The organism is Rhodobacter maris, assembly GCF_900217815.1.
GTDB classification, from domain to species: domain Bacteria; phylum Pseudomonadota; class Alphaproteobacteria; order Rhodobacterales; family Rhodobacteraceae; genus Rhodobacter; species Rhodobacter maris.
Genome location: NZ_OBMT01000002.1, coordinates 278,981 through 294,485 on the forward strand (window position 1 = coordinate 278,981; position 15,505 = coordinate 294,485).

The following is a 15,505-nucleotide window of genomic DNA, read 5'->3' on the forward strand; positions in this document are numbered from 1 at the left end:
GATTTTCTGCCCGAAAGCGGCTCAGGCCGCCGCAATCGCCCCCATCACATCCGCCACGAGGTCCGCAGTGTCCTCGATCCCGAAGGAGATCCGCACGAGGCCCGGAGTGATGCCGATCACCGCGCGCTCCTCATCCGAGAGGTTCTTGTGCGTGGTCGTGGCCGGATGCGTGGCAATCGATTTCGCATCCCCGAGGTTGTTGGAAATGCTCACGATTTTGAGCGCGTTCAGGAACCGGAAGGCGGCCTCTTTGCCGCCCGCGAAATCGAGGCCGAGCATCGTGCCGCCCGCGCCCATCTGCGCCATGGCAAGCGCGTATTGCGGATGCGCGGCAAGGCCCGGATAGATGCAGCGCCCGAGCTTCTCGCTCCCCTCTGCCGCCGCGGCTACTGCCGCCGCCGAGGCCGCCTGCGCCCGCACGCGCAGATCGAGCGTTTGCAGCCCCGACAGCAGCACCCAGGCGTGGAACGGGCTCATCGCGCCCCCCGTGTGCTTGACATAGGTCTCGACCGGGCCGCGGATGAACTCTTTCGTGCCGCAGATCACGCCGCCGAGCACCCGCCCGCCACCGTCGATATGCTTGGTCGCGGAATAGACAACGACATCGGCGCCAAGAGCGACCGCGCGCGAGAAGATCGGCGAGGCGAAGGCATTGTCCACCACCACGATCGCGCCGACGGCATGGGCGATCTCCGCCACGCCCTTGATGTCGATCACTTCAAGGCCCGGGTTCGAGACGCTCTCGAAGAAACAGATCTTCGTACCTTCGCGCACCGCGGCGCGCCAGTTTTCGAGATCCGCCCCGTCGATCAGCGTCACTTCCACTCCGAAGCCCGCAAGCACCTTGAGCACATGCAGGCAGGAGCCGAACATCTGCCGCGCGGCGACGACATGATCGCCTGCCTTCAGCGTGGCCGTCAGCGCCCCGTTGATCGCCGCCATGCCGGAGGCGCAGGCAAAGGCATCTTCCGTGCCCTCGATCGCCGCCATCCGGTCTTCGAACATCCGCGTCGTCGGGTTGCCGTAACGGGCATAGATGAATTCGTCCTTCCCCGAGGAGATGAACCGCGCCTCTGCCGCCTCGGCCGAGGGGTAGATGAACCCCTGGGTGAGGAACAACGCCTCTGCCATCTCGCCATACTGGCTGCGGCGAATGCCTTCATGCACCAGTTTCGTGCGCGTGTTCCACTCGGTCATGTTCGGCTCCTGCGGCTCTCGGTCATCTTCCGCGCGATAAGCCTCTGTTTGGCATGGGTCAAGGTGGAGGGAGAATCAACGCGCTAAGAAGAGGCACGGGCGACATGAAAATGACATGTCGCAGAGACAAGCCGAGGAGGATTCCCAATGAAAGTCGTCTCCATCGTAGGCCCATCGCAGGCCGGCAAATCAACGCTGGCCGAAGCTCTGGCAACACTGGAAGGCGCCAAGCCGCGCAAGCACAGCCTGTTTGGCGACACCACGGTGACGAAATTCTCCTTCATGGGCGAGGACTGGGCGCTCCTTGATGCGCCGGGCGGCGCCGATCATCTGCCGCAGCTCGCACCGATGCTGGCCGCCTCGGATGCGGTCGTGCTCTGCGTGCCCGCCGATGCCGAAGCGGCGGTGCTCGCCGCGCCCTATCTGCGGCTGATCGAGGCCGCGGACCTGCCCACCTTCATCTTCGTCAACAAGATCGACGCGACTCAGGACCGCGCCAGCGCGATTGTCGCCGCGCTGCAGGGCTATTGCCCGCATGCAATCGTGCTGCGCCAGATCCCGATCCGCAAGGACGGCCATGTGATCGGCGCGGTCGACCTGATTTCCGAACGCGCCTGGGAATATCATGACCATGCCCGCTCCTCGCTGATGGAGCTGCCCGCCGCCCTGCGCGAACGCGAGGAAGAGGCGCGGGGAGAGCTTCTGGAACATCTTGCCGATTTCGATGAACAGCTCCTCACCGAGCTGATCGAGGATCAGGCGCCGATGACCGAAGAAGTCTACGATATCTCGACCAAGGCCCTGCAACACCATGATCTTCTGCCCGCGCTTCTGGGCTCGGCGAGCCATGGCAATGGCATGATGCGGTTGATGAAGAGCCTGCGCCACGAAGTGCCCGACGTGGCCCAGACCGCCGCGCGCACCGGCGCGCTCGCGGTGGGGGCGCTCGCCGATAATGTCAAGCACCTTGGCAAGACGGTGCTCGTGCGCGCGCTTGCCGCGGGCGTGGCGCCGGGCGCAAAACTTGGGGGCGCAACCATCGGCTCGATCACCGATATCGACGCCAAAACCCAGCTTGGCGCCCTGGCACCGGGCGAGATCGGCCTGACGGTGAAGACCGATCACCTCGGGCTTGCCCAGCCGCTTTACAGCGCCGAGGGCTGCCTTGAGCTTCCCGCATGGATGGTGGCGCCGCCCGCGAACCATGCGCTGCTGATCGAGCCCGAAAACGAGCGCGACGAAACCCGCCTTGCCGCGGCGCTGCCGAAACTCCTTGAACTCGATCCGGGGCTGACGGTCGGCACCGATCCGCAATCGGGCAAAACGCTCCTTGGCACGCAGGGTCCGCTGCATCTGCGCCGCGTGCTGGAAAAACTCGAGGCGGATTTCGGCATCAAGGCCGTGACCGCGCCGCAAGGCACCGCTTTGTGCGAAACCGTCACCGGCTCTGCGCAAAAGCAATATCGCCACCGCAAGCAATCGGGCGGCGCGGGACAGTTTGCCGATGTGGTGATCGAGGTGAAGCCGCTCGGCCGTGGCGAAGGCTTTGCCTTCACCGAAACGGTCAAAGGGGGCGCGGTGCCGCGCAACTACATCCCCTCGGTCGAGGCCGGCGCGCGCGATGCGCTCGGTGCCGGGCCGAAGGGCTATCCGGTGGTCGACCTTGCGGTGAATCTCTCGGACGGCAAGAGCCATGCCGTTGACAGCTCCGACCATGCCTTCCGCACCGCCGGCAAGGCTGCGGTGCGCGAGGCGCTCACCGAGATCGGCACCGTGGTGTTGCAGCCGGTCTGCAAGGTGACAATCTCGGTGCCCTCGGTCTATTCGGGCGGGCTCTCGCCGCTCGTCTCGGGGCTCAAGGGGCAGGTGCTGGGCTTTGAGGCCGATCCGGGCGCGAAGGGCTGGGATCTGTTCGAGGCGCTGATGCCGGCCGCCTCGCTCGCCGATCTCTTCCAGTCGCTCGGCGGTGCCACCCGCGGCACATCCGGCTTTTTCGCCACGCTCGACCACTACGAGGAGCAATATTGAGACCGACTCCGGGCGCGTGACTCCCGCATGCGCCGGATCGTGTGGCTGGGGCGGCCTTCGGGTCGCCCCTTTCCTTTCGGTTTTCGCTTGCATCCCGTCCCGCGCAATATACTATACCCCAGTATAAGGACGCGTGTACCATGCCAAATGATCCGGAAGACAAGAAGCGCATTCTCGCGCGGGTGCGCCGGATCCGCGGCCAATGTGAGGCGCTGGAGCGCGCGCTCGAGACGGGCACCGCCTGCGGGCCGCTCCTGCAACAGATCGCCGCCACCCGGGGCGCAATGAACGGGTTGATGGCCGAAGTGCTCGAGGCTCATATCCGTGACGAATTCGGCGCCCCCGAGGGAGAGGGGGGCGCGAAAACCGCCGAGTTGCTGGCGCTGGTGCGCAGCTATCTAAAGTAACCTCCAGATCCAGAAACAGGGAGATCCCCATGAAATCGCGTGCCGCCGTTGCCTTTGCCCCGGGCCAGCCGCTCGAAATCGTCGAGATCGACGTCGCACCGCCGAAAAAGGGCGAGGTGCTCATTCGCATCACCGACACCGGCGTGTGCCACACCGACGCCTTCACCCTTTCGGGCGATGACCCGGAGGGCGTGTTTCCGGCTGTGCTCGGCCATGAGGGCGCGGGCGTGGTGATCGAGGTCGGCGAAGGCGTCACCTCGGTGAAACCGGGCGATCACGTCATTCCGCTCTACACCGCCGAATGCGGCGAATGCGAGTTCTGCAAATCGGGCAAGACCAACCTTTGCGTGGCCGTGCGCGCCACCCAGGGCAAGGGCCTGATGCCCGATGGCACGACGCGTTTTTCCTATAACGGTGAACCGATCTATCACTACATGGGCTGCTCGACCTTCTCGGAATATACAGTGGTGGCCGAGGTTTCGCTCGCCAAGATCAACGAACAGGCGAACCACGAGCATGTCTGCCTTCTGGGCTGTGGCGTGACCACCGGCATCGGCGCGGTGCACAACACCGCCAAGGTGCAGCCGGGCGATTCCGTCGCCGTGTTCGGCCTGGGCGGGATCGGGCTTGCGGTGATTCAGGGCGCGCGGCAAGCCAAGGCAGGCCGCATCATCGCCATCGACACCAACCCCGAAAAATTCGAGCTGGCTCGCCAGTTCGGCGCCACCGATTGCGTGAACCCGAAAGACCATGACAAGCCCATTCAGCAGGTCATCGTCGAAATGACCGGCTGGGGGGTGGATCACAGCTTCGAATGCATCGGCAATGTCAATGTGATGCGCGCCGCGCTTGAATGTGCGCACCGCGGCTGGGGGCAATCGGTGATCATCGGCGTGGCCGGTGCGGGGCAGGAAATCTCCACCCGTCCCTTCCAGCTCGTCACCGGGCGCAAATGGATGGGCACGGCCTTTGGCGGCGTGAAGGGGCGCAGCCAACTTCCCGGCATGGTCGAGGATGCGATGAAGGGCGAGATCGAACTGGCCCCCTTCGTCACCCACACGATGCCGCTGGATCAGATCAACACCGCCTTTGACCTCATGCACGAAGGCAAGTCGATCCGCTCGGTGATCAAGTTCTGAGGCGATGATGGAACAGATCGAATCCCACGCCTGTTGTGGCGGAACGCAAAGCGTCTGGCGCCACCGCTCCGCCACGCTCGATTGCGAGATGAACTTTGCCGTCTTCACCCCCGCGATGGCCGCGGGGGAACGGCTGCCGGTGATCTGGTGGCTCTCGGGGCTGACCTGCACCGAGCAGAATTTCATCGCCAAGGCGGGCGCTCAGCGCTATGCGGCCGAGCATCGGGTGATCCTCGTCGTCCCGGACACCTCGCCGCGCGGCGAGGGCGTGGCGGACGACCCCGCCTATGATCTCGGCCAGGGCGCGGGGTTCTATCTCAATGCGATCTGCACGCCCTGGGCGACGCAGTATCGGATGTATGATTACATCACCGACGAGCTGCCCGGGCTCGTGGCCGAACACTTCCCGGTGACGGAGCGATGTTCGATCATGGGCCATTCGATGGGCGGGCATGGAGCGCTCATTATCGCGCTGAAGAACCCGGGCCGCTACATGGCGGTCTCGGCCTTTTCACCCATCGTCGCGCCCATGCAGGTGCCCTGGGGCGAGAAGGCGTTTTCGGCCTATCTGGGCGAGGATCGGGCTCTCTGGGCGGAGTGGGACGCGACTGCACTTCTGGAAACTGCCGCGGAACAGCTCCCCATCCTGATCGACCAGGGCACCGCCGACAGCTTTCTCGAGACCCAGCTCAAACCCGAGATCTTCGCCAAGGCCGCCGAAAGGCTCGGCCATCCGCTCACTCTGCGGCTCCAGCCGGGCTATGACCACAGCTATTATTTCATCGCCAGCTTCATTGGCGATCACATCGCCCATCATGCCCAGGCGCTGAACGGTTCCTCGCCGCATCGGCGGCAATGACGTCATGCCAGCAGCGGAACGAACCCAATCCGTTTCCGTTGACATCCGGCCTGCGACGCGGACCCCGAACGCTCTGCCAAGCGCGGCGTCAAACCCGCCAAACGCGGGCATTTCCCGGACTGCCCGCGCTGTCGCCGTTCACCGAAAAGGCTCACTGCCACCCCCTCCGGGCGCCGCACGCGCCCGGCGCGGATCAAAACGCAGCAGCCTGAGCGCATTGGCGGTAACCAGCACCGTCGCCCCGGTATCGGCCAGAACCGCCATCCAGAGCCCGGAGATCCCGGCAACCGAGGTGACAAGAAACAGCGCCTTGAGCCCGAGCGCGATGGCGAGGTTCTGGCGCACATTCTTCATCGTCGCGCGGCCCAGCCGGATCAGCGCTGGCAGGTCGGTCAGCCGGTCGCGGGCCAGCACCGCATCGGCCGTCTCGATCGCGACATCGGCGCCCGCACCGATCGCCACGCCGACATCGGCGGCACCGAGAGCGGGGGCATCGTTGATGCCGTCGCCCACCATCATCACCCCGCCCTGCGCCGAAAGGGCGCGAATGCGGGCCAGCTTGTCCTCGGGCAAAAGCCCTGCGGCATGCTCAAGGCGCAGCGGGCGCGCCACCGCTTGGGCGGGGGCGGCAGCATCACCCGTGAGCATCTGCGCCGAGAGCCCGAGCCGGGCAAGATCCGCCAAAGCTTCTGCCGCCTCGGGCCGGGGCGCGTCACGCAGGGCGAGGCGGCCCAGCGCCTCTCCGTCACAGGTCAGCTCGACCACCGTCTTGCCCTCGGCCTGCAGCGCAGCGCAAGCGGCATCGGGGAGCCGGGGCGCCGCGAGGCGCAGCACCTGCCCGCCCAGCTCCGCCTCCGCCCCCACCCCGGGGAGCGTCCGCGCCGCCCGCACCGCGGGCGGCACAAGCCCCGCCTTCGCGGCCCGCGCAACGATCGCCTTCGCCAGCGGATGCGACGACCCCGCCTCCACCGCCGCGGCAAGGCGCAGAAGCTCGGTTTCCTCAACGCCCGCCCGCGGCAACAGATCGGTCACCTCGGGGCGGCCCAGAGTCAGGGTGCCGGTCTTGTCGAGCGCGACATGACGCAGCTTGGCAAGCGCTTCGAGCACTGCGCCACCGCGGATCAAAAGCCCCTGCCGCGCGCCGGTGGCCAGCGCCGCCGCCATGGCCGCAGGGACCGAAATCACCAGCGCACAGGGACAACCGACCAGCAAGAGCGCAAGGCCGCGATAGACCCATGTCGCCCCGTCCGCCCCCCAGGCGAGCGGCGGCACCGCGGCAACACCCCCTGCCAGAACAACGACAAGCGGCATGTACCATCGGCTGAACCGGTCGATGAAACGCTCCACCGGCGCGCGCGAGGCCTCGGCCTCGGCGACCATCTGCGCGATCCGGGCGAGCGTGCTTTCCGCCGCCGGGCGGGTGACGCGCAGCCGCAAGAGCGCCTCGGTATTGATCGCCCCGGCAGGAACGGCCGCGCCGGGGCCGCGCGTCACCGGCAGGCTCTCGCCCGTCACCGCGCTTTCATCGAGCCCTGAGACGCCCTCGACAATCACGGCATCGACCGCCGCCCGGTCGCCGGGACGCAGATGAATGATCTGCCCGGGGCGCAAGGTCTCTGCCGCCACTTCATGCGCATGCGTGCCATGTTCCAGCAGCGCCACCGTCGGCATCTGCCGCACAAGCGCGCGGATACCGTCGCGTGCGCGCCGTGCCGCGAGACCTTCGAGCACTTCGCCCACGGCGAAGAGAAAGAGCACCGTCGCCGCCTCTGCCGCCGCACCGATCACCAGCGCGCCGAGCGCCGCGATGACCATCAGCATCTCGATGGTGAAAGGCTGGCCGCTGCGCAAAAGCGCGAGGGCGCGGCGCCCTACGGGAACAAGCGCAACCGCAGCCGCCAGCGAGAAGGCGAGCCGCTCGAAACCCGGGGCGACTGCGCCGACTGCCCAGCCTGCGGCAAGCGCCCCCCCGGCAAGCACCAGCGCGCGCGCCTTCGGTCCGCGCGCCCAGCCCTGCCGCGCGGCGGGCGCGAGCGCGGCCTTGCTCGTCCCGCCGCACCCCCCGTCTCCGCAGGCACAGGCCGAAGTGCCGGCGCGCAGCACGGGCGGGGGATCCGACGGGCCGCTTCGCCGGGTCATCTGGTAGCCGAGCCGCGTCACGATGCGCTCGACCTCCTCGCGCCCGACGCCCCCGGGCGCAAGGCGCAGTCGCAACCGCTCGTCCATGAGCGCGATCTCCACCTCCGCCACTCCCGGCAAGCCGGACACAGCCGCGCGGATCTTGCCTGCGCAGGCCGCGCAATCCATGCCGCCGACCTGCCATTCAAATGATTCGACCTGCGAATGCGCTGTCATATCAACCTCTTGCCATTTCTGTCCCGGTCTTGCTTGCGCCGGCTCAGTTGCAACCATAATCTCTCTAGTCACTAGAGCTGCAAGAGGGCGGAATGCTGACAATCGGAAAACTCTCGGCTCGGACCGGCGTCAAGGTGCCAACGATCCGCTATTACGAGACGGTCGGGCTGATGCCTGCGGCCGAACGCAGCGGCGGCAACCAGCGCCTTTATGGCATAGCGGCAGAGCACCGGCTGAGCTTCATCCGCCATGCGCGTGAACTGGGTTTCCCGCTCGAGGCGATCCGCGATCTGCTCGGCCTGGCCGACCACCCAGAACACCCCTGCGACGCCGTCGATGCAATCGCCCGCACGCAGCTTCTCGCCGTGCGCGCCCGAATCGCCCGGCTCAAAGCGCTCGAAGACGAACTGATCCGAATGATCGGCGCCTGTGTCCATGGCACGGTGGCAGACTGCCGCGTGATCGAGGTGCTCGGCGATCACCGGCTTTGTGCGCACGACGATCACGGCACGTGCAGCGCGCCGGAATGAGGCACGGCGCGCGCAAAGCGGGGGGCCACCCGCTCAGCGCGCGGCGAGCCGCCCCTCAAGCAGCCGCATCTCGCGCAACTCAAGCTGCGCGCGGAAAGCGGCATCGTGGCTCACCAGCACGAGGGCAATATCAAGACCGCGCAGGATCGACAGGAGCCGCGCCGCATTCTCCGGGTCGAGCGCGTTGGTCGGCTCGTCGAGAAGCAGCACCTTGGGGCGCATCGCGAGCACCGTGGCAAGGGTGACGAGCCGTTTTTCGCCCCCCGAAAGATGATGGGTGACGCGGTTGCGCAGATGCATGAGGTCAAGCTCCTCAAGCACTGCCTCGCTTGTTGCCAGCGCCTCGGCCCGCGATTGCCCGAGGTTGAGCGGGCCAAAAGCCATGTCCTCGATCACCGTGGGGCAAAAGAGCTGGTCGTCAGGATCCTGGAACACGAGCCCGACATCGCGGCGCAGATCCTGAAACTCGGCCTCGCTCGCGCGCGGCCGGCCAAAGCCCGTCACCCGCCCCGCATTGGGGCGCAAAAGCCCGACCGCGATCCGCAGCAGGGTCGATTTGCCCGAGCCGTTCGGCCCGACAAGCGCGATGCGATCGCCCTCCGCCACCGTGAGCGAGGCACCCGCGAGGATCGAGGGGCGGCCCGGATAGGCAAAATGGATCCCCTCAAGCTCAAGGGCCGACGCCATGGGCCACCTCCAGCGCGACGAGTGCGGCCAGCAGTGCGGCAAAGCCGAGCGCCCAGGCGGTATCAGCGCGCCGCCAGCGCATCGTGTCGATCAGCGGCAGCGCGCCGGTGAAGCCCCGACATTTCATCGCCTGCAGCACCCGTTCGGAGCGCTCCTGCGCGCGCACAAGCATCATGCCAACGAGATAGCCAAGACTGACAAGCGTATGCAGATTGGTCCGCGCCGAGAACGCCCGCGCCCGCATCGCCTGCCGCATGCGCTGATATTCGCTTTCAAGAACAGTGATATAGCGCACGGTGAAGAGAAGGAGATTGACCAGCGCGGCCGGCACCCCGAGCCGTCCGAGCGCATGGCCGAGGGTGACGGGCTCAAGCGTGCCGGGAAGCAAGAGCACCATCAGCACGACGGCATTGGCGGTGAGCAGGATGTCGAGCGCATCGCGCATCCCTTCCCGGCTCGCGCCAAAGCCCCAGAGCGTGAAGAGCGGCGTGCCCGGCGTGGTGAAAGGCAAGAGCACCAGCATGAAGAGGATGAAGCCGTCCATTGCCGCCATGCGCTTGAGCACTGGCCGCGCCGGCTGGCCGGAGGCGAGCAGCAGCGCAAGCCCCGCGGCAAGCGCAAGGCCCAGCGCGGCAAAGCTGTCGAGCTGGCTCACCACGAGGGCGAAGGCGAGCACCGCCGCGACCCGGAACCGTGGGTCGATCCGGGCGATCCCGGCGGCAAGGAAGCCGGGGGGGGCAACGGCAGGCTCGGCAAGCACAAAGACCATCGCTCAGCCCCGCGCCAGAGAGCGGCGCGCCGCGAGATAGAAGCCAAGGCCGAAGAGGCCAAGGATATAGCCGATGCCGCCGAGCACCGTCTGCAGGTCGTTCTTCTCCTTCATCGCGGCGATCTCCTGCCGCAGCGGGCGCAGCTCATCGCGCAGCATCTCCGCCGTCGCCTCGCGCTCGACGAGCCGCTCGGCCGCGCTCATCGGCGCCGGTCCGGCAGCCGTCGCCGCCGCAGCGGGGGTCGCAAGTTCGGCCTGAGCGGCGGCGAGCGTCTCGGCCTTGCCGAGGATCTTGGCCACATCCGCCTGATCCATCGTCACATCGGCCACATGGCCGCCGCCCATGTCGGCATGGAAGGTGAGCGCCACCGGCTCGGAGGGCGCATAGCTGAAATTGCCCTCCGCATCGGTGGTGACCGTGGCCAGCACCCGGCCGTCGGGCGCGATCACATTGACCGCCTGCCCCGCCACCATCGTGCCATCGGAAAAGCCGAGCTCGCCCTCGATCGCCTCGCCCGAGGGATAGACCGAGGCAATCACCTTGTGCGCAAGCGCGGGCAGCGGCGCAAGGGCGGCGCAGGCGATCAGTCCGGACAGAATGAAAGGTTTCATCATGATCTCCTTCAGGCGGGCAGCGCGGCGGAGGGGGCCGCGAAGAGGTCGGGTTTGACGCGCTTGATCAGCACGACGGCGGCGGCGCTGATCACCGCCTCGATCGCCATCACCGGGATATGCGCGAAGAAAACGAGCTTTGCCGCGGGCACGAAAGCCTCGCCGCTGAAGACGAGCGCACCGGCAACAAAGACCGTGGTGAGCGCGATCGCCCCCGCCCCGCCGATCGCGCCCCAGAGTGCCGCGAGACGCGGCCCCGCGCGGGCGATGAGCGGGCGCAGCGCGAGCCCCATCAGCACTGCGGGCAGCGCGATGTTGAGCGTGTTGACGCCGAGCACCGTGATGCCGCCAAAGCCGAAGAACACCGCCTGCAGCACCAGCGCCACGAAAAGCGCGGGAAAGGCGGTCCAGCCGAGGATCAGCCCGCAAAGCCCGTTCAGGATCAGGTGCACCGAGCTTGGCCCGACCGCGACATGGATCAGCGAGGCGACGAAGAAGCTCGCCGAGAGCACCCCCGCCGCGGGAATGCGTTCAAGCGTCATCTGCCTCAGGCCGAGGGTGATCCCCCCGGCCGTCAGCACCGCCCCGCTTACCAGCACCGGAGCGCTGAGGGCACCATCGACGATATGCATCTTCTACTCCATGTCCTGCGCATAGACCCAGATCACTGCGTCCTGGCTCAACTCCTTGCCCTCGAAGCTTTTCTCCGGCCCGACCCCGAGCGCGGCAAAGCCCCACCAGCCCGCTTTCGGGATGCCGAAGGTGAAGGTGCCATTGGCATCGGTGATCGCGGTGAGAGTGCCGCCGGGGAGCGGATGCGCGCGGGGCGCCTCGACCGTGTTCGTCGCCATATCCGGCAGGGCCGCGATATATTCGACCTCGATCTCGGCTCCGGCGACGGGCTGGCCCGCCGAGAGCACCTGCCCCGAGAAGGTGGAGCCGGTGACCACGGCATAGGGCTTGTTGAGCGGCACGATCTCGGTGGGCAGGCCCTGCGCATCGCTCCAGTCGGTCGGCATTTCGGCGCGGTTCAGGTAAGCCTTGGTGATCTGCTCGATATAGATGTCTTCGGTCTGCTCGTAATAGGGCGCGGGATCGAGTACGAGCACGTAATCACCTGCCTTCTTCACCGGCACCGAGGCCGCATAGGCGACGGCAGAATTCTCGGCGCCCTGAAAGCTGATCTGCGACAGCCGGTCCGAAAGGTCGGTCTTCTCGCCGCGATGCACCATGTAGAAGGTTGTCGGCACGCCCATGTCCATCACATGGCCGTTTTCGAACGGGTGCCAGAAGATCAGCCGCAGCGGCACATCGCCCGGCGCGGTGAGAACGGGTGTTTCGGCATAGATCGACTGGAAATGCGCGGCGGCGGCGCCGGGCAACAGGATTGTGCCCATGAGGGCGGCGGCCAGAAGGCCATGTCTTTGAAGACTCATGTGTTCCTCTCTCTCGGGCCCGGCAACGCCGGACACAGCTGGAAAGGACAACGGGGAGAGGCGCAGGCGGCATCCAGCCACCTGGCCAGACGCGCACCCCGGCGTCCGGTTGCACCGCGGGCGCTTTCGCGCCCCACGGATCACCGGCAGGTCTCCTGGCTCGCGGGTCTTCGCTTCACCGGCCTTCCCGGGGCCGCGCGGGCTCCAGTGGCATATCCGGTGTCGCTCGCCGCTGACAGTTGCGGGGGCAGCTGCGGATTCGGCGCCTGATGGCTACACCTCACCGCATTCCCTATTGCTTCGGCAGGGGGCTTTGCTCCGTGCCGAACCGATGACGCGCCCATATCGCGCCGTGGGATACGCCTTGTCAATGCGCTCTCGTAACGCCACGGCGCCGCACCTCTGAGGCCGGACCAACCGGGGCGTTGCCCCCCGCTGCGTTCCCCTTTACACTCGGCGCATCCTCTTGCCTTCCTCGGATGAAAGTTGACGGGCCTTGCGCGAGACTTCAGTTCTGACGGTCGCAACATCAGGCCTTCCAGATCTCGCGATCTCTGCCTTCTCCATCGGGCGGCAGGCAGGCTTACGGGCCCTTTTGCGGGTGGATGTGGGGGCGGGAAGCGCCGGGACGGCCGGTTTCGGATGTGCGGGGGGCCCGCGCCCTGAGGCGCGCAACCCGCCGCACCATCTCGCTGCTGCGCGAGAAAACTGAGTACAAGGGGTATTTCGGCATATGGCGGAGCCTGGAATGGAACTGCGCGCCTATCTTTGGCTGCGCCCTGCCCTGCAACCCCTGATGCGCGCCCTGCTGCGTCGACGGCTGCAACGCGGCAAGGAGGATCCGGCACGATTTCAGGAAAAGCTCGGCGTGCCGACACAGCCTCGCCCGAACGGCAAGCTCGTCTGGATTCACGCTGTTGGCCTGGGCGAGGTTCTGGCGCTTCGGCCCCTCGTGGACAGCCTGCAAAGAACGCGCCCGGGGCTGCATGTGCTGCTGACATCGAGTGCGAGTTCCTCCGCACAGGTGATCGCCAAAAACCTTGGCCCCGACACGCATCACCAGATGCTGCCGCTCGATGGGCCGGCGTTCATGCGCCGGTTTCTCGATCATTGGCGCCCCGACCTGTCGATCTGGTCCGAACAGGATCTCTGGCCAGGCGCGATCCAGGACATCGCCGCGCGCGGCATTCCGCTCGCTTATGTCAACGCGCGCATGAATGCCAAGTCTTTGCGCAAACGCGCCCGTCTCTCCGGCCTCTACCGCGACACGCTCCGCTGCTTTGCGCTCATTGCCGCGCAGGACACAGAAACCGCGGCGAATTTGCGGGAACTCGGCGCGGGCGCAGTGCGCGAAACCGGATCGCTCAAACCCGCGGCGCGGCCGCTCACCGCGGAAAGCGCGGAACTGTCCCGGTTGCGGCATCTTCTGGCGGAGCGGCGGATCTGGGTGGCTGCCTCCACTCATCCGGATGACGAGGCGGCGCTGATCCCCGCTCAGGCACGCCTCTTTGCCCGGTCGCAGGACTGGCTCCTGATCCTGACGCCGCGCCTTCCGGGGCGCAGCCCGGAGATCGCAAAGGCCCTTCAGGCCGCAGGTCTTCCCTTTGCGATCCGCAGCCTTGCGGAAGATCCCGGCCCGGACAAGGCGGTTTGGCTTGCCGACACGTTTGGAGAACTCGGCCTCTGGTATCGGCTGGCCGAGAGCGCCTTTATCGGCGCCTCGCTCGGAGATGTCGGCGGTCACAACCCTTGGGAGGCGATCTGCCTCGGGGTGCCGGTGCTGAGCGGGCCCCATACTCGCAATTTTCAGAACGATTATGAAAAGCTGCGGGCTCTGGGTCTGGTGCAGGAGGTCGCGGCGGGCGCCGGAGCCGATCTGGCGATTGCCAAGGCGGTTGCCCGCACGCACTCCGGGGCAGATCACGAAAAGGCCCTGCTTCTTGTCAATGCCGCGCGGGCCGAAACGGACCGTCTGGCCCGAGATCTGATTTCCCTGATGGAGACGGCCGGGTGATCATCCGCATCTTTCTTGTGTTTTATCGCCTCGCCTGGATCGGCCTGCTGCCGTTGGTGCTGATCTATCTGTGGCGCCGCGGACAGCGGGATCGGGAGTACAGGCAACATTTGGCGGAACGGTTCGGATTTTACCGGCACCGCGGAAGCCAGGGCGCGATCTGGCTCCATGCCGTCAGCCTTGGCGAGACCCGCTCGGCCACGGGGCTGATCCGGGCCATGCTGGCACGGGGCGATCAGGTGCTGCTGACCCATTTCACACCGGCGGGGCGGCGGGAATCCGCCCGCCTCTTTGCGCCGGAAATCGCCACCGGACAGCTTCAGGTGGTCTGGGTTCCCCTCGACATGGCCTGGTGTTATCGACGCTTTTTCAAAGCGTTCAGGCCGCGCATTGGCTTGGCGCTTGAAGCGGAAATCTGGCCCGCGATGGTGTTTGCGGCGCGGAGTGCGGGCATTGGGCTCTATCTGTGCAACGCACAATATGCGACGCGCTCCTTTGAGCGAGACTGCCGCGGGCTGCGGCTGCGGCTGCGGGTTGCGCAGGGGCTCGCCGGAGCCCTCGTGAAATCGGCGATCCACGCACAGCGGTTCACCGCGATCGGGCTTCGCGATGTCGCGGTAACGGGCGAGTTGCGTTTTGACCAACCAGTTCCCGCCAACCTGCTGCAAGCTGCGAGAACCTTCCGGGCACAAATTGCTCCTGCGCGGGGCGTTGTAACCATCGCCAGCGGGGTGGAGGGGGAAGAACGGCTGTTCCTCGAACTGATCCTGCGCCAGCGCGATGCGGCGCGGACCAGCAAGCGCCCCCCGCCCCTCTTCATCTATGTCCCTCGGGCCCCCGAACGTTTCGATGCCGTGGCCGAAGCGCTTGAAACCGCGGGAATAAAGGTCGTGCGCCGGAGCGAGGTGCTGGACAAGACCCTGCAGGCTCAGGGAGATTTCGGCGAGACCGAGGTTTTGCTGGGCGACAGCCTCGGAGAGATGTTCTTCTACCTGGCCCTCGCCGATCGTGTCGTCGTGGGCGGCGGCTTCACGCCAAAAGGCGCGCATAATGTCATCGAGCCGCTCATGCTGGGCAAGCCGGTGCTCGTCGGCCCGATCGTCTGGACGATCGAATACCCCTTTGTCGAGGCGGAGCTTGCCGGAATAGCTTGCAGCGTTCCGGATCCGGCGGCGCTCTTCGCAGCCCTGAGCGCGCCGCAGCAGGTGCCACAGGAGCAGATAGAGGCGTTTCTTATGGACCATGCAGGCGCCAGCGGGCGAACCTTGGCGGAAATCGACAGGATCCTGACTTCCCGCGCAAGGGACGCGGCAAAAATCTGAACGGTGCAAGGTCGCTTATGCGGAGCCCGGGTCCGGACCGTCTTCTGGCGTTTTCCCGCGCGGGGCGGGGCAACCGGGACCATCCCGCACGGGAAGATCCGTGTCGAATTGCGCCGCGCAGGATGAGTGGGCCTTCCGGCCCTGGCCCAC

Annotated in this window: 14 protein-coding genes and 1 riboswitch; of the genes, 7 read left to right on the plus strand and 7 right to left on the minus strand. The window is 66.6% G+C overall.

From position 1 onward, the window contains the following. Positions 1 to 21: 21 nt before the first annotated feature. The gene (locus tag CRO22_RS05540) at positions 22 to 1,197 is read right to left on the minus strand and encodes an aminotransferase class I/II-fold pyridoxal phosphate-dependent enzyme (protein WP_097069125.1); all 1,176 of its coding nucleotides are present in this window, start codon (positions 1,195 to 1,197) and stop codon (positions 22 to 24) included. A 147-nt stretch (positions 1,198 to 1,344) separates the two neighbouring features. Here CRO22_RS05540 and CRO22_RS05545 point away from each other — a divergent pair, with 147 nt between their 5' ends. From CRO22_RS05545 to fghA, 4 genes are all read left to right on the plus strand, one after another. Further along, entirely contained in the window at positions 1,345 to 3,225 is a 1,881-nt protein-coding gene (locus CRO22_RS05545) for an elongation factor G (RefSeq protein ID WP_097069126.1), read from the plus strand. A 140-nt stretch (positions 3,226 to 3,365) separates the two neighbouring features. After that, the gene (locus tag CRO22_RS05550; RefSeq protein WP_097069127.1) at positions 3,366 to 3,632 is read left to right on the plus strand and encodes a metal/formaldehyde-sensitive transcriptional repressor; all 267 of its coding nucleotides are present in this window, start codon (positions 3,366 to 3,368) and stop codon (positions 3,630 to 3,632) included. A 29-nt stretch (positions 3,633 to 3,661) separates the two neighbouring features. Then, a complete protein-coding gene (locus CRO22_RS05555) occupies positions 3,662 to 4,771 on the plus strand; it encodes an S-(hydroxymethyl)glutathione dehydrogenase/class III alcohol dehydrogenase (protein ID WP_097069128.1) in 1,110 nt (369 codons plus the stop codon). Positions 4,772 to 4,778: 7 nt separating this feature from the next. Next, complete coding sequence (fghA, locus tag CRO22_RS05560) at positions 4,779 to 5,630, plus strand: S-formylglutathione hydrolase (RefSeq protein ID WP_097069221.1); 852 nt, start codon at positions 4,779 to 4,781, stop codon at positions 5,628 to 5,630. A 138-nt stretch (positions 5,631 to 5,768) separates the two neighbouring features. Here fghA and CRO22_RS05565 read toward each other — a convergent pair whose 3' ends face one another. Continuing rightward, positions 5,769 to 7,985 carry a heavy metal translocating P-type ATPase gene (locus CRO22_RS05565; protein ID WP_097069129.1) on the minus strand — a complete coding sequence of 739 codons (2,217 nt, stop codon included), beginning with the start codon at positions 7,983 to 7,985 and terminating at the stop codon, positions 5,769 to 5,771. Between the two features lie 92 nt (positions 7,986 to 8,077). On the opposite strand from CRO22_RS05565, the gene CRO22_RS05570 reads away from it, so the two are divergent. After that, positions 8,078 to 8,515 (plus strand): MerR family transcriptional regulator, encoded by a 438-nt coding sequence (locus CRO22_RS05570; RefSeq protein ID WP_097069130.1) that lies wholly within the window; start codon positions 8,078 to 8,080, stop codon positions 8,513 to 8,515. Positions 8,516 to 8,548: 33 nt separating this feature from the next. On the opposite strand, the gene CRO22_RS05575 is transcribed toward CRO22_RS05570, so the two are convergent. The 5 genes from CRO22_RS05575 to CRO22_RS05595 are packed head-to-tail and all read right to left on the minus strand — an operon-like array spanning position 8,549 to position 12,019. Beyond that, on the minus strand, positions 8,549 to 9,202 hold the full coding sequence (locus CRO22_RS05575) for an energy-coupling factor ABC transporter ATP-binding protein (protein WP_097069131.1): 654 nt from the start codon (positions 9,200 to 9,202) through the stop codon (positions 8,549 to 8,551). Next, entirely contained in the window at positions 9,186 to 9,971 is a 786-nt protein-coding gene (gene cbiQ / locus CRO22_RS05580; protein ID WP_097069132.1) for a cobalt ECF transporter T component CbiQ, read from the minus strand. The genes CRO22_RS05575 and cbiQ overlap by 17 nt, the downstream gene beginning before the upstream one ends. Positions 9,972 to 9,974: 3 nt before the next feature. After that, entirely contained in the window at positions 9,975 to 10,583 is a 609-nt protein-coding gene (locus tag CRO22_RS05585) for a cobalt ABC transporter permease (protein ID WP_097069222.1), read from the minus strand. Positions 10,584 to 10,594: 11 nt separating this feature from the next. Continuing rightward, on the minus strand, positions 10,595 to 11,215 hold the full coding sequence (cbiM, locus tag CRO22_RS05590; protein ID WP_097069133.1) for a cobalt transporter CbiM: 621 nt from the start codon (positions 11,213 to 11,215) through the stop codon (positions 10,595 to 10,597). Positions 11,216 to 11,218: 3 nt separating this feature from the next. Continuing rightward, positions 11,219 to 12,019, minus strand: a complete 801-nt coding sequence (locus tag CRO22_RS05595; RefSeq protein WP_097069134.1) for a DUF4198 domain-containing protein — start codon at positions 12,017 to 12,019, stop codon at positions 11,219 to 11,221. A gap of 128 nt (positions 12,020 to 12,147) precedes the next feature. Next, a riboswitch (cobalamin riboswitch) is annotated at positions 12,148 to 12,367 on the minus strand. A 400-nt stretch (positions 12,368 to 12,767) separates the two neighbouring features. On the opposite strand from CRO22_RS05595, the gene CRO22_RS05600 reads away from it, so the two are divergent. Continuing rightward, entirely contained in the window at positions 12,768 to 14,033 is a 1,266-nt protein-coding gene (locus CRO22_RS05600) for a 3-deoxy-D-manno-octulosonic acid transferase (RefSeq protein ID WP_176518550.1), read from the plus strand. Continuing rightward, entirely contained in the window at positions 14,030 to 15,355 is a 1,326-nt protein-coding gene (locus tag CRO22_RS05605; RefSeq protein WP_097069136.1) for a 3-deoxy-D-manno-octulosonic acid transferase, read from the plus strand. The genes CRO22_RS05600 and CRO22_RS05605 overlap by 4 nt, the downstream gene beginning before the upstream one ends. Positions 15,356 to 15,505 lie beyond the last annotated feature (150 nt).

What these genes read in the sequence shown, in the direction of transcription:
- CRO22_RS05540 (WP_097069125.1), bottom strand. Translation starts at nt 1,197, where the DNA reads ATGACCGAGTGGAACACGCGCACGAAACTGGTGCATGAAGGCATTCGC.
- CRO22_RS05545 (WP_097069126.1), top strand. Translation starts at nt 1,345, where the DNA reads ATGAAAGTCGTCTCCATCGTAGGCCCATCGCAGGCCGGCAAATCAACG.
- CRO22_RS05550 (WP_097069127.1), top strand. Translation starts at nt 3,366, where the DNA reads ATGCCAAATGATCCGGAAGACAAGAAGCGCATTCTCGCGCGGGTGCGC.
- CRO22_RS05555 (WP_097069128.1), top strand. Translation starts at nt 3,662, where the DNA reads ATGAAATCGCGTGCCGCCGTTGCCTTTGCCCCGGGCCAGCCGCTCGAA.
- fghA (WP_097069221.1), top strand. Translation starts at nt 4,779, where the DNA reads ATGGAACAGATCGAATCCCACGCCTGTTGTGGCGGAACGCAAAGCGTC.
- CRO22_RS05565 (WP_097069129.1), bottom strand. Translation starts at nt 7,985, where the DNA reads ATGACAGCGCATTCGCAGGTCGAATCATTTGAATGGCAGGTCGGCGGC.
- CRO22_RS05570 (WP_097069130.1), top strand. Translation starts at nt 8,078, where the DNA reads ATGCTGACAATCGGAAAACTCTCGGCTCGGACCGGCGTCAAGGTGCCA.
- CRO22_RS05575 (WP_097069131.1), bottom strand. Translation starts at nt 9,202, where the DNA reads ATGGCGTCGGCCCTTGAGCTTGAGGGGATCCATTTTGCCTATCCGGGC.
- cbiQ (WP_097069132.1), bottom strand. Translation starts at nt 9,971, where the DNA reads ATGGTCTTTGTGCTTGCCGAGCCTGCCGTTGCCCCCCCCGGCTTCCTT.
- CRO22_RS05585 (WP_097069222.1), bottom strand. Translation starts at nt 10,583, where the DNA reads ATGAAACCTTTCATTCTGTCCGGACTGATCGCCTGCGCCGCCCTTGCG.
- cbiM (WP_097069133.1), bottom strand. Translation starts at nt 11,215, where the DNA reads ATGCATATCGTCGATGGTGCCCTCAGCGCTCCGGTGCTGGTAAGCGGG.
- CRO22_RS05595 (WP_097069134.1), bottom strand. Translation starts at nt 12,019, where the DNA reads ATGAGTCTTCAAAGACATGGCCTTCTGGCCGCCGCCCTCATGGGCACA.
- CRO22_RS05600 (WP_176518550.1), top strand. Translation starts at nt 12,768, where the DNA reads ATGGAACTGCGCGCCTATCTTTGGCTGCGCCCTGCCCTGCAACCCCTG.